19 protein-coding genes are annotated in these 19,644 nt (G+C 45.8%); 5 read left to right on the top strand and 14 right to left on the bottom strand.

The features are described from left to right. The coding region (locus tag ACN0W5_RS05080) for a DUF5801 repeats-in-toxin domain-containing protein (RefSeq protein WP_417453105.1) at nt 1–3,180 on the bottom strand (3,180 nt) is incomplete at its 3' end. Nucleotides 3,181–3,573: 393 nt separating this feature from the next. Then, nucleotides 3,574–4,497, bottom strand: a complete 924-nt coding sequence (locus ACN0W5_RS05075; RefSeq protein ID WP_299373574.1) for an OmpA family protein — start codon at nt 4,495–4,497, stop codon at nt 3,574–3,576. A 324-nt stretch (nt 4,498–4,821) separates the two neighbouring features. On the opposite strand from ACN0W5_RS05075, the gene ACN0W5_RS05070 reads away from it, so the two are divergent. Beyond that, complete coding sequence (locus tag ACN0W5_RS05070; protein WP_417453104.1) at nt 4,822–5,682, top strand: trypsin-like serine peptidase; 861 nt, start codon at nt 4,822–4,824, stop codon at nt 5,680–5,682. A gap of 85 nt (nt 5,683–5,767) precedes the next feature. Here the strand turns inward: ACN0W5_RS05070 and ACN0W5_RS05065 are convergent, their stop codons facing one another. The 9 genes from ACN0W5_RS05065 to ubiT all read right to left on the bottom strand — a co-directional run bounded on the left by ACN0W5_RS05065 (nt 5,768) and on the right by ubiT (nt 14,662). Continuing rightward, nucleotides 5,768–8,071 (bottom strand): molybdopterin guanine dinucleotide-containing S/N-oxide reductase, encoded by a 2,304-nt coding sequence (locus ACN0W5_RS05065; protein ID WP_417453103.1) that lies wholly within the window; start codon nt 8,069–8,071, stop codon nt 5,768–5,770. A gap of 73 nt (nt 8,072–8,144) precedes the next feature. Continuing rightward, nucleotides 8,145–8,501, bottom strand: a complete 357-nt coding sequence (locus ACN0W5_RS05060) for a hypothetical protein (protein WP_299373568.1) — start codon at nt 8,499–8,501, stop codon at nt 8,145–8,147. A 51-nt stretch (nt 8,502–8,552) separates the two neighbouring features. Next, complete coding sequence (locus ACN0W5_RS05055; RefSeq protein ID WP_299373566.1) at nt 8,553–8,774, bottom strand: hypothetical protein; 222 nt, start codon at nt 8,772–8,774, stop codon at nt 8,553–8,555. Nucleotides 8,775–9,146: 372 nt separating this feature from the next. Then, a complete protein-coding gene (gene panB, locus ACN0W5_RS05050) occupies nt 9,147–9,935 on the bottom strand; it encodes a 3-methyl-2-oxobutanoate hydroxymethyltransferase (RefSeq protein WP_417453122.1) in 789 nt (262 codons plus the stop codon). Nucleotides 9,936–10,086: 151 nt separating this feature from the next. Then, a complete protein-coding gene (locus tag ACN0W5_RS05045) occupies nt 10,087–11,409 on the bottom strand; it encodes an acetyl-CoA hydrolase/transferase family protein (protein WP_417453102.1) in 1,323 nt (440 codons plus the stop codon). Nucleotides 11,410–11,496: 87 nt separating this feature from the next. Further along, the gene (locus tag ACN0W5_RS05040) at nt 11,497–11,952 is read right to left on the bottom strand and encodes a PAS domain-containing protein (RefSeq protein WP_417453101.1); all 456 of its coding nucleotides are present in this window, start codon (nt 11,950–11,952) and stop codon (nt 11,497–11,499) included. Between the two features lie 86 nt (nt 11,953–12,038). Continuing rightward, complete coding sequence (gene ubiV, locus ACN0W5_RS05035) at nt 12,039–12,968, bottom strand: ubiquinone anaerobic biosynthesis protein UbiV (RefSeq protein WP_417453100.1); 930 nt, start codon at nt 12,966–12,968, stop codon at nt 12,039–12,041. A gap of 6 nt (nt 12,969–12,974) precedes the next feature. Then, the gene (gene ubiU, locus ACN0W5_RS05030; protein ID WP_417453099.1) at nt 12,975–13,955 is read right to left on the bottom strand and encodes a ubiquinone anaerobic biosynthesis protein UbiU; all 981 of its coding nucleotides are present in this window, start codon (nt 13,953–13,955) and stop codon (nt 12,975–12,977) included. Continuing rightward, nucleotides 13,955–14,662, bottom strand: coding sequence for a ubiquinone anaerobic biosynthesis accessory factor UbiT (gene ubiT / locus ACN0W5_RS05025; RefSeq protein ID WP_417453098.1), 708 nt, complete (start codon nt 14,660–14,662; stop codon nt 13,955–13,957). The genes ubiU and ubiT overlap by 1 nt, the downstream gene beginning before the upstream one ends. Nucleotides 14,663–14,865: 203 nt before the next feature. Here ubiT and mog point away from each other — a divergent pair, with 203 nt between their 5' ends. Then, nucleotides 14,866–15,435: a molybdopterin adenylyltransferase gene (mog, locus tag ACN0W5_RS05020; RefSeq protein WP_417453097.1), complete on the top strand. Its 570-nt coding sequence runs from the start codon at nt 14,866–14,868 to the stop codon at nt 15,433–15,435. A gap of 98 nt (nt 15,436–15,533) precedes the next feature. Here the strand turns inward: mog and ACN0W5_RS05015 are convergent, their stop codons facing one another. Further along, entirely contained in the window at nt 15,534–15,953 is a 420-nt protein-coding gene (locus ACN0W5_RS05015) for a secondary thiamine-phosphate synthase enzyme YjbQ (protein ID WP_417453096.1), read from the bottom strand. A 176-nt stretch (nt 15,954–16,129) separates the two neighbouring features. Here ACN0W5_RS05015 and ACN0W5_RS05010 point away from each other — a divergent pair, with 176 nt between their 5' ends. The 3 genes from ACN0W5_RS05010 to dtd all read left to right on the top strand — a co-directional run bounded on the left by ACN0W5_RS05010 (nt 16,130) and on the right by dtd (nt 17,668). After that, nucleotides 16,130–16,618: a PAS domain-containing protein gene (locus ACN0W5_RS05010; protein ID WP_417453095.1), complete on the top strand. Its 489-nt coding sequence runs from the start codon at nt 16,130–16,132 to the stop codon at nt 16,616–16,618. Between the two features lie 139 nt (nt 16,619–16,757). Next, nucleotides 16,758–17,171, top strand: a complete 414-nt coding sequence (locus ACN0W5_RS05005; RefSeq protein ID WP_417453094.1) for an OsmC family protein — start codon at nt 16,758–16,760, stop codon at nt 17,169–17,171. Between the two features lie 47 nt (nt 17,172–17,218). Then, a complete protein-coding gene (gene dtd, locus ACN0W5_RS05000; protein WP_417453093.1) occupies nt 17,219–17,668 on the top strand; it encodes a D-aminoacyl-tRNA deacylase in 450 nt (149 codons plus the stop codon). 12 nt (nt 17,669–17,680) lie between these two features. Here dtd and ACN0W5_RS04995 read toward each other — a convergent pair whose 3' ends face one another. Both ACN0W5_RS04995 and ACN0W5_RS04990 read right to left on the bottom strand, forming a co-directional pair. Continuing rightward, nucleotides 17,681–18,445 carry an aspartate/glutamate racemase family protein gene (locus ACN0W5_RS04995; protein ID WP_417453092.1) on the bottom strand — a complete coding sequence of 255 codons (765 nt, stop codon included), beginning with the start codon at nt 18,443–18,445 and terminating at the stop codon, nt 17,681–17,683. Nucleotides 18,446–18,513: 68 nt separating this feature from the next. After that, entirely contained in the window at nt 18,514–19,641 is a 1,128-nt protein-coding gene (locus ACN0W5_RS04990; RefSeq protein WP_417453091.1) for a M24 family metallopeptidase, read from the bottom strand. Nucleotides 19,642–19,644: the final 3 nt, after the last annotated feature.

Genomic DNA, 19,644 nt, shown 5'->3' with positions numbered 1-19,644 from the left:
AAACAACGTAGAACCGGCAACCGTTACATTCGCAAGCAGACCGCCAACATCATTGTCATCACTATCGTTATCTGTCTCATCAAGACGAATCTCGGCACCTTGTTGAGAGGATAGATCCGCCGTAGGACCATCGTCCTCAAACTTGATCAAACCACCAAGTTCAACTGACTCGCTATCTGTATCATCGTCACCATCCGTTAGCGTGACAGTTAGCTTGATAGCACCAGATGCAATTTCCAACGGATCAGTCGCTTCATCGTGATCATCTGTATCACTATGTTTCAACGCACGGAATTGTTCGACAGTCACCCCGCCTGTGGCAGGATCAACAGTAATAGTGAAGACAGCCGCCCCACCATTACCAGCAGTACCTGTAATGACATTGCCGTTCTGTATTAAAACAACGGCTTCACCTGAAGCAGTATCAAACAGTCCAGAAGCACTGTTATCAAGAGTTAACGAGAATACAGAAGATTTCTCGCCATCTGTTCCAGCATCATGCTCATAGGTGATCAAATTCGCGCCAGCAATCGTGGCAAAGCCAATTGCTCCGGCTGTTGGTGCAGATGTTTCATCATCAGCATTGCTATCGCCAGCATCAGCACCCACAGATTCGTCAAGACGGATCTCAGCACCATCATTGGTTTCAAACTTAGTGATTACAGGGCCATCATCTTCGATATTGACGGTCGCTGTTGCGGTAACGCTATCACCTTCATCGTCAGTTAATTTGATTGGAAGATCGAAAGATGCGTTTTCGTCATGCGATCCCTCACCGCCATCACCCGGCTGATTATGATCAATAGGACCATATTGAACAAAGGTAAGATTACCTGTGTTTCCGTCATTATTAAGGGTTCCATCGATATGAACGGCAAAAATAACATTACCGGATTCATCAATACCCCATACCACCTGTGGCTGAGCAGAATCCTGATGAAGCGTAATAACAGACCCACCAGAGGTTAACAGACTATCGACGTCACCAGACAGATTGAAGGTTACGGCTTCCAAATCATCTGGAGTAGATGGGTTTGTATTCAGAGGCGCATCAGTATCTGTTGAACCATCAGAGCCATCAGTTTCATCATTAGAACCATCAGTCTTGAGATCATAGGTAAAGGTATTTTGCGCTTGCCCGACAGTATCGCCCAGTTCTGCGCTATCATCACCTTTCAGGACTTTATACCTTGCATCCAGAACCGCCTGTACAGCCGCCGGAACATCGGGGATATCATTTGAATCAGGATCGACACCTGTAACCTCTTCGCCCGTTTTCGTGCGCGCGGTTTCATCGTGGGTCAAGGTAATTGGGGATGTGAACTCTGGAATGTCTTCATTAATAGAAATATCAACAGATACGGGGCCAGCTACAGACTGATTATTTTCGTCAACCAGCGTTCCATCAGCGTCTGTCAATTCTGAACCAGAACCTTCCGGTACAGTTTCAGTTGCAACAGCATGGACCGTAATTGTCGCAGGCCCCTCATCACCCTCGGCCCCTTCACCGCCACGTGGCGTACCATCAGGTAAACGATCATTCGTCCAATCATTAGGATTAAACGAAATATTTGTGGTCAGGCTTCCAGAACCATCATCGGATGTATCTGCTGTATTACCACCATTCGCGTCATCAACATTTTCTGAGACATCAATGAAATAGCGAACATAGCCATCATCTGCGACTTCGTCGCCGATCGTATTTTCAAGCGTGCTTAAAGCATCTGGAGAAGGAGACACACCAGCAGCCAAGGCAATCTGGTGTTGAAGAGAAGCAGGAAGATCAGAGGTATCCGTAACAAGAGTAAGTATAGGCTTACCATCAGTACCGAACGTTACCTGATAAACGTTATCTCCGTCCATTTGCCAGATTTCTGCACCAGGAATCGGACGAATATCCCAGCCTTCGGGAACGCCATCGACCACAAGCTCATGCGCTTCTGAATCATCGGCGAAATCAGCAAATTCAACTGTTACAGGGATCGTAACCACGTCTTCTTCATCACCAGAATTAACAACACCGCCGCTAGGGGAAACCGCCCGCACTACATCACTAAGTGTTGCCGTTTGTTGACCGTTCTCACCACCATCGTCACCGATGCGTAGGTCGTCAGGAAGATCAGCAACAGCGTCAATTACAGCAACAGTTGTGTAACCAAGCGTCGCACTCTCACCAGAATCTGGATCAGAAATCGTTGCTGAACCTGTAATCGTGATATCAGCGTCAGAATGTTGCGGCGGCAGCACATAGATGTCTTCAAAGTCAGAAGGAGAAACCGTTACAGGGAATCCGCCTGTATACTCATCGCCTTCTTCACTTCCACCGATAAACAGGCGCACACCTTCTGGCAGTTCGTTAATAACAACGGTATCAAGTGTCTCATTATCAGACGGAACAAAGGTCAACACCATACGCATCGGCGCTGAAAAGGCTTCCCGCGAACCATCCCCTAAGAATGGGCTACTATCTTCACCAGCATCACCATCTGTTAAATGATGATTAGGTAGCCAGTCTTCAAAACCACCACCGAAGGAACCCGTAATACCCCCATCAGGGCCTTCTTCAACTTCCGTAATAGTCGTCAGGAAGCTGATCAATAAAGTTCCCTGTGCCGGATCTGTAATTTCATCCAAGCTGCTAAGTAAACCAAACTGAAGTTCTGTTGGATCAATAACGCCCTGCGCATTTAGGAGATCAATCGCACTACCGAGATCATCACTATACGTGCTTCCGCCGCCGCCAGTTGGGCCAGCACCCGCACCGGCTGCTGTTTCAAGCGTTTCACCTTCGGCAAGAGCTTGTGCCTGACCGATAAGAAGTCCAGCAGAGAGCTCAATACCACCAATAACAAGAACAGGCGCATCAGCGCCTTGAGATTCTTCGACCAAGTTCTGGAAAACAATTCGGCTGTCTGCTTCCCCATCACCATTAGTATCGAACGTTAGAACAAAATCATTGCCCTCAACGATTGGCGTTGCAGCAGTCGCATCAAAGGTCAGATTGGCAGTCTGCCCCTTAACAAGAGTGACATTAACGGTTTCACCAGCGGCTGGTGCCGAAACATCAACTGCCCCCGCAGCCTGTCCGACAAGGGTCTCACGCCCAGTTTCCCCAACGACATTCACATCATTTGTATCAACCATTGCTTCACCACCGTTTTGTTTTACATCATCAGTCATTTGGAATCCCCCTTAAGGTTCCTATGTCTTTGTGCCCCTGTATGTACAATATTGTACGGCACATATTCTTGGCAGGCGTACGACGCCCATTAAACTTTGGATTAATATTACTATGGACTATTTTCAACTCAAGTGATTCATTTCAAAAACCTACAGCAATATATATGAGTTTTAATTGTTAATTTTATTTTAACCTTTTTTCGAGATTGAAAACACTACGTAATAACCCGTACAGACAAACTTATAGGATACTTGAGCTAACAAAGAGCTAAAGAATCCTTTCCAGAATATTACCAACCTTATGTGTCTCAATTATTTAACAAAAAAAGCCCCGCCGATTCGGCAGGGCTTTTAAATGACCAAGAGGTCAAATTTTCATAGGATCAGATCAGATTATTGAACCAGATCAATTTCCACAACGCGGTTACCTGGCTCACGGACACCATCTTCGGTTGGAACAAGAGACTGTGTCTCACCAACAGCATCCGGAACGATACGACCCACATCAACACCTGCACGCGCCATTGCTTCCATCACTACTGAAAGACGACGCTGAGAAAGTGCCTGGTTGTAATCAACAGCACCAGAACGGTCAGCGTGCGCAACCATACGTACTGTTGACGCATCGTTACCTTGTGCAGCAGAAAGAGCTTCTTCCAAAGACTGACGACCAGCATCTGTAGCTACTGTGCTATCAAAGTTGAAATAAACTAGGAATGAGCTAGCCAACGGAGCCTCGTCTGCCGCTGGTGCAGGAGAAATATAAGGCTGGAAATCTGTAAGCTTGAAAGTTGCAAGAGCATCAAGGCCGTTCATCGCAGCATCGAAAGCTTCTTTACACTCAGCACCACGGGTTGAAGGTTGATACTGAACAGAACGTCCAGCTTCAGTTGCTTCAATCCAGCAGTCATAATTAACTTGAGCTTTAGCAGCAAGCTGAGGAGCAACAACACGACCACCACGGTCAAATGCCTTGCGCATACGCAAAAGAGCATCAGCAAATTCAGGTTTTTGGTCATCTCTCAACCAGCGATCATCTGGCGCATCTGGCACAACAGAAGAACGACGTGCAGCAGTACGCGCTTTGTGATTGAAGTGCTCGGCGTCAACCAAGTCCCAATTGTCATCACGCTCTGCAGAAAGCGCAAGATACCCGTCGTACAAAGCATTACTAAACTGAACGCCTTCTACTTCAAGCCCTTGAGCAGTATCAGTATCAAATAAACCACCGAACATTGCGTCCAGCGGTCCAGCATTTGCCGGTGCAGCAGCGATCACAGCCGCAACAGCCCCGAACAGAAAACTTTTTGTTTTCATTGTCCACCCCTTAATGAGTGCTGCAACCCACAGCAGAAATAAATTCAGAGATATCTATACCGTTTCATACGATTAAGAGCAAGCCATTGTGAACATTTTTCTCTACTTCCACGCTTGGACACGCTCAAATCACGTAATCATAAGGAAAAAATACCTTTTTCTACTTATAACTACGCCCCCATAGAGGATTGAAATTATTAAGAATCGGTTAAAAAAAGAATCCCAAAATGGTCACACCCTTTTAACCGCCGACTTGATACCTTCATTTTCAATGTTGCGTTTTCGCACAGCTTCTCTCGTAGACTAGTTAAAGAGTTTTATATTTTGCTTGCTGTTATATTCAAGTCTGCCGCCCGTGCATCAAAATTTGTTGCCTTGGGAATGTCCTCTTTGTTGGTATCCGTTGTAATTCTATCAACACTAACCCTTCCATCAGGAACTCAGGCATCCTCCTTATATGTAGGAGAAAGTACAATGCCTTTGCACCGAAAACCGGATAACAATGGCACTGTTGACGCACAGACTTACCCCTGGAGCACCATAGGTCGCCTTAATATTGGGGGGAAAAGTCACTGTACTGGCGTCATGATTGGCAAAAGGCACCTCTTTACTCAGGCAAACTGTCTCTACAATAAAACAGAAAAGAGATGGTGGAACAAAAATGAGCTCCACTATCGCGCAGCCTATCAACACGACAAGCACATGGCATCATCAAATATTGCCCGTGTAGAAATTTCTGATAGCTACAACCCGAAATCGCCAGATAGCTTGGCCAGCATTGCTGGTGATTGGGCACTTGTTACTCTGAAAAGACCTTTAGGCCAACATACAGGCTGGTTAGGCTTGAAAAGCCTCAACAAAAAAATGCGTCATCAGCTAAGAACCGGAACTGCAAAAATGTTTAACGCCGGCTATCACAGCGGTTGGGAACATGCCGTCCGCCTTTCCAGCGGATGTACACAACGGTTTTCAAAACAAAGAATTCCAAAGGTAGGGGCTATTCCTTGCCGAGGCACGAATGTGGCACAAAGATCGTTACCAACCTTCGTCTACCAAAATGGATCATACCACCTTGTTTCCTCAGCCGCATTTAGTAAAAATGATTCCCCAAGAAAGAATGATAGCTGGGTATTTGCAAGCCTGAAAACCGCAGGCTCTAAATGGGGTAATAGCTATCGTCCTTGATTTTGTAGTCGAGGAAAAGGAAGGGTGCAAAATAAAGTCTTCCTTCCCATTCCATTAGATGCCACCTACCTAATTAGATTACTACCTACAAAGATAGTATTTCAGGGGGGGTATAAACAGTAACATCAGGAACAGGATCGACGAACTTCTCGACTTCAACCAACGTTGAATGTGCTGTTGGCCCCTGCCCTAGTTCTGACGTTCCTTCATCTCTGGTTAGAACATTAGGGTTCCCGGCTTTATCCAAACTTCCAATGATCCCGGGTTCAACCGGATCGTACCAAGCCCCTGTGGGTAACTGGACAACACCGGTCTGCACCGTTGCACTGATAATCAATCCAGCAAGTGTAGCGCCACGATCATTATAAACCCGAACCACATCACCAACTTTTAGATTTCTCGCTTGCGCATCATCGGGGTGCATCGTTATAGCTTCCCGGCCCGACACCTTGCTTTGCTGGCTGGTTTTCCCATGGTCAAGCTGGCTATGTAGGCGCGTTGCCGGTTGGTTTGAGATGAGATGCAAAGGGTATTGCTGCGCAGATGGTGACCGTAACCACTCTTTGGGTTCCAGCCACATCGGATGCCCCTTGCAGCTTTCCAACGCAAAAGAGGCAACGGTCTTGGAATAAATCTCAATCAACCCAGATGGTGTTCTGAGCTTATAGCTCTCGGGATCTTTGCGGAAATCTTCCATCAAGACCAGATCCTTACCCGCGGGCAATGAATATTCGCCAGCCTCCCAAAAACTGTCAAAATCCGGCATATCAATACCAAAACTGGCAGCTCGCTGGCGATTTTTAGCATGAAACAGCCTGAGCCAGCCCATCTCATCCCGGTCTTCGCTGAAGCGATCCAGAACACCGATAGACCGTGCGATACCGCAAAAAATATCGTAATCGTTTTTGGCCTGACCAACTGGTTCAACAACTTGTTTTACCGCAAAAATATCATCATCGCGCTTTGCACAAACAATATCATTGCGCTCGGCTGTCATTGTTGCGGGCAAAACGATGTCAGCGTGACGGGATAGTGCATTCCACGTCTGCTCGTGCACAATGATACTGTCCGGCTTTTGCCATGCCTTCAGCAGACGGTTCAAATCCTGATGGTGATGGAACGGGTTGCCCCCTGCCCAGTACACTACCTTAGTGTCTGGGTAGGTATAGCTCTGTCCGTTATAGGTAAAGCAGCCACCAGGGTTTAACAGTAAATCACTGATCCGCGCGACTGGAATAAAGTCCCGAACGTTATTGACACCTTGATCCAATGAAGCCCACGTAAAGTTATTGAATTGATGCCCCACACCATTCACACCAGCATAGCCAAGGCCAAATCCGCCGCCGGGCAAGCCGATTTGCCCCAGCATTGCCGCCAGAACAATCGTCATCCAATGCGTTTGTTCACCGTGGTCAGCACGTTGAAGGGACCAACTGGCCGTAATCATCGTCCGCTTGCTTGCCATTTCCTTTGCAAGATGACGGATGACCGATGCGTCAACACCAGAAATCTTTTCCGCCCAGACAGCGTCCTTTGGCTGCCCGTCAGTTTCCCCAAGCAAATATGGCTTAAACTGCTCAAACCCTACGCAGTATTTATTCAGGAAACCTTGATCGTGCAGCCCGCCATCATAAAGCTGGTATGCCAATGCCAGCATAACAGCAACGTCACTATTCGGCAGTAATTGATGATGAACAGCGCCTAAAGCATCATCAACATCACCCCGGATCGGACCAAAGTTAACAAACTTTGTTCCGGCCTTTTTACAAGCGAGCAGGCCTTCCTTTGCCGTATGTCGCCCAACTCCGCCTGCGTTTATCTGCCCATTTTTGAGGGCAACCCCCCCAAACATCACCATTAATTGGCAATGTTTTTCCAATACAGGCCAGGATGTATGTTGCGATAACAGCCAGGCCATAGAGCCAACAACATGAGGCAGAATCACTTCAGATGCAGCATAGCTGTAGGTATTCACAGATTTGGTGTAACCACCAATAGAATTCATGAAACGATGAATTTGACTAGGCGCATGGTGAAAGCGCCCAGCACTGGCCCACCCATATGACCCTGCAAAGATAGATTGATTGCCAAAATCAGTTCGAACACGATCCAGCTCTTTCGCGACCAGATCGAAAGCCGTATCCCATTCAACCTCAATAAAAGGTTCCGCGCCACGTTTATCCGTTGCCGCACCGGGCCCCTTTTCTAGGTAACTTTTACGAATGGCAGGGCGTTTCACCCGACAGGGGTGTTGTATGCCATCAACAAATGATTGTCCGATTGCAGATGGATCCGGATCCATTTCATGAGGGGCAACATCCGTTATTTTCCCCTGATCAACAGAAAGATAATATGCCCCCCAATGGGACGCCGTTAATCTCTTTTCCATCTTACAACACTCTTGCTTTACTTAATACCGTATGAAGCACATCCAAAGCTTCTAGGGCCGGCATCTAAACAAATTATTTTGGTGCCTGTAACCTGGGATCGGCGATAGCTTCTTCGACCAAAGATGCATCTGATCGCATTGCCATATGCCGATTGGCAATAATGTCATCAATCAAAAGGATAAAGGCATTCCACTGAAATTCCTGCAACGCATCCCCTTGAAGATTTTCTGCGCCTTTTTTCAAGCCAGCAGAGAATTTCTTCACGGTTGACCGCAAAATCGCTTTTCGATGCGATCCTTTGATCGAAATTTGGTCTTCAATTTCCTGCTTAATTACAGAGGCCTTAAGCGGTATAACAACTTCGCTGCCACGTAAGGTAACAGTTGTATCCCAAGAAAACTCATCGTCTTTGGTTTCAGTATCACTCATATATTTATCTTCTCAGCTATCAACTTGTCACTTAGGTTCTTATTGGGTCGGTTATTTTTTGGGCTTATTTTCGCGACGATAAGCTTTCACATAATCTTCCAAAAGATCGGCAACAAGCTCTGGGTCACCAAGAGAATCCCAAATAGACAGATCAATTTCGTCGTCATCTGTATAGCGCAAACCAAAAACGATCAGGTCTTCAGCACCGAATTCAACCAATTCGTCTCTCAGTCCATCAAGAAGCTCATCGCTCTCTGTATTTTTTTCGCTCACGTCAATATCCTCATCTATTATCCCGATTGTAAAAAAGCAGCCATAAACAGGCGCCTTATTCTTGTTTCCCTTATGTCAGAGCCATAAGGTTCATAAAAGAAAATTCGACCACTCTGGGTCACTAAATAAATGCGTTTAACGAAATTTTACTTCCAAGAATAGCTTTAGGACTTATGAGGGGAATATTCTATTCAGGAAACACTCGTTTTTTTAACACAAGCACATCACAAGGCCCTTTGTCAGGAGACTACAGCCTCCAAACTAAAGATCAGAAGCAACCATTTACCAGAGACCACACTCATGAAATCCTAGACTCAATTAGTCCATGATAACCATCTAGTGATCACGAAGTATTTACAGACAATTTACGGGCTATTTGCTGGGAAAATCCCGGTTACGAACATCATTGGCATAGTTCTGAACAGCCTTTGTGATGTCTTCGTGGACCTGCGCATAACGCTTAACAAAAGAAGGAACATACCCCGTACCTTGGCCAATCATGTCTTCGGTCACCAGAATCTGGCCATCACAATCAGATCCTGCACCAATTCCGATTGTCGGGATTGTAATCTCTTCACTAATCCGGCGTGAAATTTCGGGTTCGGTACATTCGATAACCGTCGCAAACGCCCCCGCCTTAGTAACCGCATGGGCATCAGCGAGAATTTTTTCTTCATCCCGCTGTGTCAGAAAACCACCAACTTGATTGGCATGTTGTGGTAACAGCCCCACATGGGCCAAAACGGGCACTCCGCGCTCGACAAGAAACGCGATAGTTTCGGCCATTTCCTGCCCACCTTCAAGTTTAATTCCAGCACAGCCGGTCTCTGACATTATACGTGCCGCGTTTTCAAAAGCCTGTGACGGTGATGCTTGGTAGCTACCAAAGGGCATATCCACAATCACGCATGCTTTTTTGCTTCCACGGACAACCGCGGCACCATGCGCGATCATCATATCCAGAGTTACCGCCAACGTATTTGGCATTCCATAGATAACCATGCCCATGCTATCGCCAACCAACAGAAAATCGACATGCTCGTCCAGCAAATTAGCCAATGAAGCCGTATAAGCCGTCAGACTCACAATAGGGCGTTGCCCCTTAAGGCGCATAATCTGTGGGATTGTTGTGCGTTTAGCCATTATCTTGGTCTCTGTAATACTTTGGGTAATACTTTGGGTAATGCTTAAGATAAAACACAGCCATACTCAGACTTCGTTTTACGAATCAAAGGCACTATAGCCAGATCAATTGTGCACCGCAACAAAGCCAGTCAAATTATTCTAACATGCCTTTATTGTGACAGTACAATTAACTCAACAGCCCGCGTTCTTGAGCGGCCTCTCTTAATTCATCGCGAAAATCCGGATGGGCAATCGCGATCAGAGACTCTGCTCTTTGAGAGAGTGACAACCCCTTCAAATCAACCATGCCATATTCTGTCACAACATGATGTGTATCCATACGGGGATCCGTTGCCGGGCCATCCAGTTGAGATACAATTCGAGACACACTATCTGCCTTTGCCGTTGAGTGCAGGGCCACAAATGATTTCCCACCACGAGACGCATAGGCACCGCGAACGAAATCAAGCTGTCCACCCGGACCACTAAATTCTCGTCCCCTTAGATACTCGGCATTAATTTGCCCCGTTAAATCAACTTGTAACGCTGAATTAACCGAAATCATATTCTCGTTTTGGGCAATAATAGTCGGGTCATTAATATAAGATGCAGGGTATCCTGCAAGCGATGGATTATCGTCCATAAAGTCATAAAGTTCTTTATTACCCAAAGCTAAAGTGAAGAGGTGCTTTAATCGATGTAACGTTTTACGTCGTCCATTGATAACGCCGCTTTTTATCAGGTCCATAATACCTGGTGACAACAACTCGCTATGCAAGCCCAAATCGTTGTGCCCAGCCAGATAACTGGCTACAGCATTCGGCACGCCCCCAACCCCCATTTGGATTGTCGCACCATCAGGAATTAACTCGACTATTTGTTTGGCAATAACCTCATCTACCTGTTGCGGTGCTGACGGTAAAACCTCCTGAAGCGGCGCATTATTTTCAACGATAGCATCAACTTCTGATATATGAATGAGGGCTTCGCCAAAAACCCTTGGCATTTCCTCATTAACCTCGACAATCAGCTTTCCACAATTGCGAGCAACCGTGGTGCCATAATCACTGTTGGTTCCCAGACTAAAATACCCGTGTCGATCCATGGGGGAAACGGTTGCAATAAAACAATCAGCACCCAATGTTTCACTCATGAGGCGCCCAACTTGATGAAAAGTACTGGGAATGTATTCCAACCAGCGTTTACCTTGTTCCAGCCCGAGTTTTTCAATTAAACGATCATGACTGCTCATAAAAAGTGAATGTGGCTTGATAACAGACATCACTTTAGGGTTAAGAATTGTTGTTCCGGCATGAGAACTGGCGTGCATATAATAGGTTTTCAGACAGGTAATATCTCCGCCCAATGCACGATCCGCAACCGCCTGCATCAAAGCCGGGGGCATTGACACCCCCATGGAAATCATAAGATTACTATTGTCTTTGATTTGTTGTGCTGCTTCAGAGGCAGACATTAATTTTTCTAAGTAAAGTTCCTGTGACGAGGTCATTATTTCCCCCAAAAAAACGTGTGATCAAAATATTTTAAGTCAGAAAGTATTCGATAAAAGTCACAAATCGCAGACAATCAAATGAAATTAAAAATATACCGTTAGGGCAAGAATCATATTCACATCAGAACCATTTTCTGCAAGCGGTAACATTATCCGTTCAATCGTTTTATAGTTCGGAATGTGATACGAAGCGGGCCCTTTGCGATAGTCGGGCATTTTTGTTTCGACAATATTCACATAGTCTTCGTCAAAGCCGGAACGGGTAAAATCCGGAAAGGCTTCGTCAATCCACATCCCTGTGCAATCCCGATTCATAGCCGCATAATGCGCTGTTCCAAACAGACGAAACCGGAACCTTATGGGATTCGACTCAACATCAACCAGCCAGATGTTTGGTAAGAGCAAAGGGATATCCATCGGGTCAAGATGTTGCCGTCCGGGAAGCGTATTCTGATCGGGATGAATAGATAACCAATATTCGTACAGAGCCCGGTTTTTCTCGCCCCATAACTGTCGCTCTTGTTCCGAGTATAATTTCAAGCCGATAACCTGCGAAGCTAAAATGTCGAGAGAATCTTCCTCAATGAGAAAACATCATACACCATAGCTTCCACACTTGAAATCCGTTAGATTTTCTCTCTCATCTCAACCAAATGATTTCCTTCTACCCCATGATAAAACCCGTTAGAAAACGGAGCAAAATTGACAAGATCTGATAATATTTCCTGTGCAGCCCTTTCCTCTAAACTTCCATCTAGCCGCTCTCTGAAAGTTTGAATCACTTTCACCATATCCAGATCTTGTGGCCACAACCTGAAATGCGTTGCCCCCAATTGCGCAAGGTCATCAAGTTCAGGCAATAAATTGGTGACCGTATACGACATTGTCTGTGTTCCGTTCACAGCAAGGAATGGTTCCCCGTCCAACGTCTCCACATTCATGCCGTCGGGATCTTGTTCACACACATACAGACATCCATCCTTACTCAACCCATGCGACCTTGCATGATAACAACGTGCAGACAAGGCCAAGGGCACTCGACCAAACGCCTGAATTTCAATTTCTCTATTTTTATTGGTTGCTAAAAGCCGTTCGATAGCTTGTCCTGATAGCTCACACGGCAAAACAATTCGCCGCGCACCGTTTTGATAAAAATAGCCCAACGTATCTTCGTTATAAACATTCACAAAAGGGCCAACAATATGTTCCCTCCCCTTAAGCAATCCAATGGCTGAAAGATCATTCGCCTCTAGAATCCAAGGACTATCCTGAACAATTTCATGTAGTTCCTTTCTTTCGCGCTTTGACATCACAAGCGAAAGAGTTGAGATCACAACTTCTTTGCCAGCCTGTTCGAGACGATCACAAATTTCGGGAATGTAAGGAGTCAAAAAAGGAGCTCTCTTGGAACAGGTGACCTCGCCGATATAAACGACATCAACAGGAGCTTCGTCTGCAATCTGGAAGTAGAAATCCCGTCTTTGTTCTGCAGGCCAATTATAAAGAACAGGGCCAAGCGTAAGTTTCGCTTGTGAACTTATTACCTGTGAACTCATTTAATCTTATCTCCAATTCTTTTCGTAAGCACCCGCAGTAGATCGGGTTCCTTCGGTAATATTTCCCATATCCATGAATGGAACCGGTTCCCCCTTCATTGCCGCATCAATGGCATGTCGATAGCCAGAGACCACCTGATGAACGTAAGCCTTTCCCCGTTGGCGTCCTTCTATTTTCAGTGCTTTCACTCCTGCCTGAATCAGTTCAGGCAACATCATCATGACATTCAACGATGTCGGTTCTTCAAAAAGATACGACGGATCGCCCGTATGTCCGATAAACCTTCCCTTGCATAAAGTGGGATAACCAGCCGCCTCTTCGTTTGGAAAAGAATTGATCGTGAACTCCCCAAGCCGGGAAACAAGCTTTCCACGACGTTGTTCATATTCAACATGGCTGGCCGGCGAACAGACACCATTCATGTTGGGGGATTTTCCCGTAGCATAGGAAGAAAGAGAACACCGTCCTTCTGCCATGACACACATCCCGCCAAAGGCAAAAACCTCGGTCTCGACATCAATCTCCGTTATCAGTTCTGCAATCTCACGAACCGTTAAAACACGGGGAAGAACAACACGCTGAACATCAAAAGCAGAGCGATAAAAGTTAATTGCTTCCGGGTTGGATGCCGAGGCCTGAACAGACAAATGACGTCGTAAATTAGGGTGATGCCTTTTGGCATAGTCCAACAAGCCAACATCTGCAAGAATGACAGCATCAACACCTATTCTGGCAGCGGCATCAACAGCTCTATACCATGGTTCCAAATTTCCGGCCTGAGGATAGGTATTGATCGCAACATATACCTGCCTTCCCATGTCATGGGCTTTTTTCAACCCTTCCTCAAGCTCTTCAGGGCTAAAATTCAAGCCCGGAAAATTACGCGCATTAGTCTCACCCCGAAAGCCGACATAAACGACATCGGCCCCGGCATCCAAAGCTGCACGTAAAGAAGCTGGCGTTCCAGCAGGACAAACAAGCTCCATTACCTTACCCCTCCGGCAGGCTGTTGTAATTTTTTCAAAGATGTTTTGATTCTGACGAGTTCCTTATCGATTTTCCTCATCCGATCCTCGGACCTGTCCAGCTCTTTATCTATTTCACTTACATGTCGCATAATTGGAAGCAGGATAGACCGTTGCGCAGTCCAAAAGTCTTTCTCAAGGCTTTCACCAAAGGAATTCATCTTTGAAAAAAACTTCGTAAAACCGGGTTTTATAAAGGGAACCGGACCACCTAATACATCGACAAGCCTGACATCGGCGCTATCGACTGCATTCCGAAGGGTAAGGACGGCTTCGGTATCTCCCTCGATATTCAAGGTTCTTGAAAAAAAGAGAGCATCCCCGTCGACACGACCTTCCATCAGCTTCAACAAATCAACCATCGAGCCAGAAATTGTGGCCTGAGCCTCTGGAGGCTCTGCATCGTTGCCCAGAATATCAATATGGGTTTCTCTTTCTTTAACAGATAGATAAAAACGGCAATGCAGGTCTGTTGGATTGATAAGAAAGTTGACGTTTTCCAAGATAGCCAGACGAGAGAAAATTTCCGGATATAATTTTTTCATCCTTGCCAGAGCATACTTGGCAACCGGCTTGAGAGAGAATGCAGGAACGGGCCGCATCATAAACCCGGCAAACAGCATTGGTGTAAAAGGCGGCACACTGGAGGGTGCATTTTTGTCATGCATCTGGAAAATCTCTGAAATAAATCTCGTAATTATTCCATGGATAATGCTGAGCCCAAGCCAACAGTGCCTTGATCTTCATCAAATACACCACATGTTTAATTTACTATTCAGATATCAGAACGGTTCCGCTATCCCGTTGACCTCATCGTCAGAAAAATCACGCACTCGAAAGAGTTACAACACGACGCCCTCAGGAGCACTTTATGAGTATCGCCACAACGTCATCACCTAATGCCCAATCCGTTATTGCGAAGATCGGTATTGTCACCGTTTCTGATCGCGCCAGTCGTGGTGAATACGAAGATCTTGGCGGGCCAGCAATACACAAGGAACTATCGCAAATTCTCTCATCCCCCTGGGAACCTGTCACGCGGATCATAGAGGATAATCAGGACCTTATCGAACAGACCTTAATTGAACTGGCCGACACACAAAAATGTGCCCTGATCGTGACAACTGGCGGTACAGGCCCAGCCCCCAGAGATGTCACCCCCGAAGCAACAGAAGCCGTGAGTGAAAAACTCATGCCCGGTTTTGGCGAATTGATGCGACAAGTAAGCCTGAAATTTGTGCCAACGGCTATTCTCTCGCGCCAAACCGCAGGTATTCGGGGAAAGACCCTGATGGTTAACCTTCCCGGAAAACCATCCGCAATTAAAGACTGTCTGGACGCTGTTTTCCCCGCTATTCCCTATTGCATCGATCTTATCGATGGGCCGTTTTTAGAAACGAACAACAGCTACTGCAAAGCCTTCCGCCCTAAAAACAAATAGTCATCCCCGGCGAACACAGCAGAATAAGTCAGTGCTGCAATTATAGTCTCAAATTATAATAAGGTAAAAGGCCCCAGTTTATTCCCCGATAAGATGAGTTATTCCCCGATAAGATGAGCAACAACCTGTCGTTCATGTGCCATGGCACGGTGCTCAAAAAGATAAATTCCTTGCCAGGTGCCCAGCGCCAATGCCCCATGAACGATAGGAATGCTAAGCTGTACGTCAGTCAGGGCAGAGCGAATGTGGGCAGGCATATCATCTGGCCCCTCGCAAGTATGACGATAAAGGGATGGATCTTCCTCAACGACTCGACGAAAAAAATTATTCAAGTCAAACTGTACATCGGGATCAGCATTCTCTTGAATCGTCAAAGAAGCTGAAGTATGCCGAATAAAAAGGGTTAAGAGCCCACAAACAAAATGCTGTTGCTCTGTCCAAAGAGAAACTTCGCGGGTAAAATCATAAAGGCCTTGCCCTTTTGTACGAATATCAAATATCGTCTGCACCTGTTTCATTCAATACCTCGGCAGTTTCAGCCCCTACAAGCCTTCAGAAATGTGAAAATTGTCTTTTGACAGATAATAACCATATTTTTGCCGGATATTAACCCATGTTAGAATGAAACATGTTAAATACGGTGGCCTTGCCGCGATCGCGTCTTAACAAAAGAGTATTGAACAGTACTATAACCATGGCAAAAACGTTTGATATAGTTAAAGTTTTGGAAGTGAGCGAACAGAATTTAAAATCTGTCGCTCAAACCAATCTCTATCGCTATTGGTTAGAATTGAAAGCTAACAAAGTACTGCCTATCTGGTCTGATTTCAATCCTGGTATTGTACGTGAAGCCCTCCCCGATATTATGCTCTTCGATGCCCTGAAAGAAACCAGTTTCTTTGTATCTATTACGGGTGATCACTGCCGGGAAAACTTTGGCATAAAAGCCAGACGATCTCCCATAGAAGAAGCATTACCAGAAAATGCCGTTGCAGATGCTAAATCTCGTTTGGCCCATGTCTATAACACCAGAAAACCACACCTAGTTACCAAACAAATGAGATGGGAATCAGCAGCAAAAAGAGAGCTGCAACAACAGTCCTACACGGTACTGTTTCTCCCTTTCGATGTTGAGCACGACACAATCAAGTTAAAGATACTGAATTCACTCTATTTCTCTTAAGTCTCTCTGTTAATTTTTTCTGCCCTCCAGCATTTTGTACCTTTGTCATTAATGCGTGATCTCAATACATTTCTTCTTGTGTCGATTGAAGAACAGTAGCAACTTTGCCAATTCTTTTTGTCACTTAAGGAACATGAACATGAAAACACGCGTAAAATGGATCGAGAACGTCGCCTTCATGGCTGAAAGTGGCTCTGGGCACGCCGTTGTCATGGATGGTGCCGTCGAAGGTGGTGGACGAAATTTGGGACCTCGCCCCATGGAAATGCTTTTGATGGGAATGGGAGGCTGTTCGGCTTACGATGTTGTTTACATATTAAAACGCGGGCGCGAAAACGTAGAAGATGTCGATGTTGATGTTGAAGCTGAACGCGCAGACACGGACCCTAAAGTTTTTACAAAAATCCATATGCACTTTCGTGTCAAAGGCGAAGGCCTTAATGAGCAAAAGGTAGAACGCGCCGTTGAACTTTCAGCGGATAAATACTGCTCTGCGTCTATCATGCTTGGTAAAGCAGCTGAAGTCACTCATAGCTTTGAGCTTATTGAATAATCTAGCCTCGAAAATTCATAAAAGTCAGTAAATTTAGGAAACCAGCAATGAGAGCAGTTTTACAACGGGTAAGTGAAGCCTCTGTCACCGTCGATGGCGATATCACTGGTGCCATTGAACAGGGACTGCTCGTCCTCTTTTGCGCAGAGCATGGCGACATCGATGATGAGGCAACTTATTTCGCCAGAAAAATCAGTAAAATGCGGATTTTTACGGATGATGAGGGGAAGATGAACCGCTCTGTTCTCGATATAAATGGTTCAGTCTTGGTTGTCAGCCAGTTTACCCTTGCCGCGAACTGGAAAAAAGGAAACCGGCCGGGCTTCTCTGCCGCCGCCTCACCAGCGGAAGGCGAGCGACTTTATAAATTCTTCTGTCATGCCCTAAAAAATGAAGGCCTTACCGTAGAAAAGGGAATTTTTGGCGCGCATATGGATGTCAGGTTACTTAACGATGGTCCTGTGACAATTGTTATGGACTCAAAAGACAGCGCCTGAACCAAAGTACTTTTACTCCAAAGCTGAGGAAAGGTCTTTCGCAAACAGCTTTCCGGGTGCAGTACCTTGCCCATTAATACCAGCTAGCCTCAACATATGCCAAACAAGAGCAAGATTACTTGAAAGAACAGGTTTCCCGAGTATTTGTTCTGCTTCTTCTAATATCCCGAATGTACGTAGATTGGTACAAGAAACGAAAACGCCCTCACACTCAGACTTTTCCCCGAGCCGCACAATAGCATCCAACGTGGATACTTCAGCTATTTTGGAAACAACCTTCTCCTGAGCTTGCTCGAAGGACCCAAAATTTGTAATTTCAAGTCCGTATTCTTCTAACAATGTCCTCATCGCATTTGATACTTCGGGGACATAAGGCGTTAAAAAGCCTAACTTCTTTATCTGCAACGCCCGGCACGCCGCTACAACTGCCGTAATAGGCTCCGTTACAGGGACTCCCGGATGTTGTGTATGTATTTTAGCTGCCACCTGTGCTGGCCCAATAATTGTCGTCCCGGATGTACAAGCATAAGCCATTGCATCAAACCTTGTACTCTGGGGGAGCAAACCCGCCGCAGTAGGCATATCCTCTGCCATTTTAATCAAGGTATCTTTGGTTACCGAAGGATGGCTCGGGATACGGGAATGGAATAGGGAAACATCAAAGCCTCGAATAGCATGCCGGAATTCATTCTCAAGTGTTTCATCTGCCTGTAAAACGATCAGACCAAGGCAAGCTTTGGCTTCATTCCCTTGATCAAGCGTAAAATCCAGTTTCATTACTCAATCCTAAACCTATTTTTTAGGTATCTCTGCTTTAAATACCCAGAAAAGAGTAGCCTTCTTCCTTAGATAACTGGCAACTCAGGGGCGGCCCGTTGCGTTAACAACACAGGTGCATCTTCGGTAATCAGAATATTTTCTTCATGGACCATAATTTTTCCATCCGAAACTTCCATACTCGGTTCTAATGTCATGACCATTCCGGGTTTGAGGATTGTATGGTCATGCGCATAAATAGATGGCCACTCTGTCAGCTGCATACCAAGTCCATGACCATAGCGCCCGACATCAGAAGAGCCTCCGCCCATAGATTGGTGCATCACGTTAAACAAATCAGAACAACGTGTTCCTGATCTGGCATATTTCAGCCCCGCTTCTGTTGCGTGCCACAGCTTCTCATAGCTACGCTTTGTCCTATCATCAGCACAAGCAATGGCAAAATTTCGATCAAAATCACAGAAATACCCCTTTAATGTTGCCCCCGTATCCAACATTAGAACGTCACCGTCTCTCAACTGTGTATCTGTTGGCGGAGAGATAACATCACCATACCCACCTTGTCCTGCCGCTCCGACAAGATAGGGAACATCCTCGGCTCCTGCTTGTAAAAGGGTGATTTTAAATTGTCGAAAAACATCATCAAGCGCCTGTCCCTGAGAGAAAATCTCCCCTGCTCTGGCGAAAGCAGAACTCCCAATATCACAGATACTCTTGAGAATTTTCAGTTCGGCCTCTGATTTTACCATTCTCAAAGCTTTAAGAAGATCGGTACAGTCAATAAATTCTGCCCCACAGGATGAACGTAGTTCATCAAAATCACGGACAGGCATACGCAAACTGGTCTCAGGCCCCATCGGCCAGCCAATACGAGAATAATTGTTAAGGGCTTTCGTCAAAAGACTAATGCCATCATCCGTGGGATGGGGTGAAGACCATGTTCGAATATCTTTCACCCATGTCTTTTGCATCAAGTCCGCCCCAATTGCGGGGATAACAGCAATTGGTTCACCCTTTTGAGGTAGCACTAGGAACCAAGGCCGCGTTGGGCTTTGCCAGAAAAGCGTTCGGAATCCTGAGAAATATCGAATCTCTGATTCTGTACAGAAAACCAATGCATCAAGCTTATTTTCAGACATTGCCTTTTGAGCAAGTGACAGGCGCGTTTGGTACTCAACTAAATCAAAATCACTCATGTA

The sequence above is a fragment of the Kiloniella sp. genome, from assembly GCF_048270245.1.
Lineage (GTDB): Bacteria > Pseudomonadota > Alphaproteobacteria > Kiloniellales > Kiloniellaceae > Kiloniella.
This window is presented reverse-complemented; position numbering and strand designations above follow the sequence as displayed.

Bases quoted from the DNA above. Each gene is read 5' to 3' on its own strand.
- ACN0W5_RS05075 (WP_299373574.1), bottom strand. From the start codon at position 4,497: ATGAAAACAAAAAGTTTTCTGTTCGGGGCTGTTGCGGCTGTGATCGCT.
- ACN0W5_RS05065 (WP_417453103.1), bottom strand. From the start codon at position 8,071: ATGGAAAAGAGATTAACGGCGTCCCATTGGGGGGCATATTATCTTTCT.
- ACN0W5_RS05060 (WP_299373568.1), bottom strand. From the start codon at position 8,501: ATGAGTGATACTGAAACCAAAGACGATGAGTTTTCTTGGGATACAACT.
- ACN0W5_RS05045 (WP_417453102.1), bottom strand. From the start codon at position 11,409: ATGACCTCGTCACAGGAACTTTACTTAGAAAAATTAATGTCTGCCTCT.
- ubiV (WP_417453100.1), bottom strand. From the start codon at position 12,968: ATGAGTTCACAGGTAATAAGTTCACAAGCGAAACTTACGCTTGGCCCT.
- ubiU (WP_417453099.1), bottom strand. From the start codon at position 13,955: ATGGAGCTTGTTTGTCCTGCTGGAACGCCAGCTTCTTTACGTGCAGCT.
- ubiT (WP_417453098.1), bottom strand. From the start codon at position 14,662: ATGCATGACAAAAATGCACCCTCCAGTGTGCCGCCTTTTACACCAATG.
- mog (WP_417453097.1), top strand. From the start codon at position 14,866: ATGAGTATCGCCACAACGTCATCACCTAATGCCCAATCCGTTATTGCG.
- ACN0W5_RS05015 (WP_417453096.1), bottom strand. From the start codon at position 15,953: ATGAAACAGGTGCAGACGATATTTGATATTCGTACAAAAGGGCAAGGC.
- ACN0W5_RS05010 (WP_417453095.1), top strand. From the start codon at position 16,130: ATGGCAAAAACGTTTGATATAGTTAAAGTTTTGGAAGTGAGCGAACAG.
- ACN0W5_RS05005 (WP_417453094.1), top strand. From the start codon at position 16,758: ATGAAAACACGCGTAAAATGGATCGAGAACGTCGCCTTCATGGCTGAA.
- dtd (WP_417453093.1), top strand. From the start codon at position 17,219: ATGAGAGCAGTTTTACAACGGGTAAGTGAAGCCTCTGTCACCGTCGAT.
- ACN0W5_RS04995 (WP_417453092.1), bottom strand. From the start codon at position 18,445: ATGAAACTGGATTTTACGCTTGATCAAGGGAATGAAGCCAAAGCTTGC.
- ACN0W5_RS04990 (WP_417453091.1), bottom strand. From the start codon at position 19,641: ATGAGTGATTTTGATTTAGTTGAGTACCAAACGCGCCTGTCACTTGCT.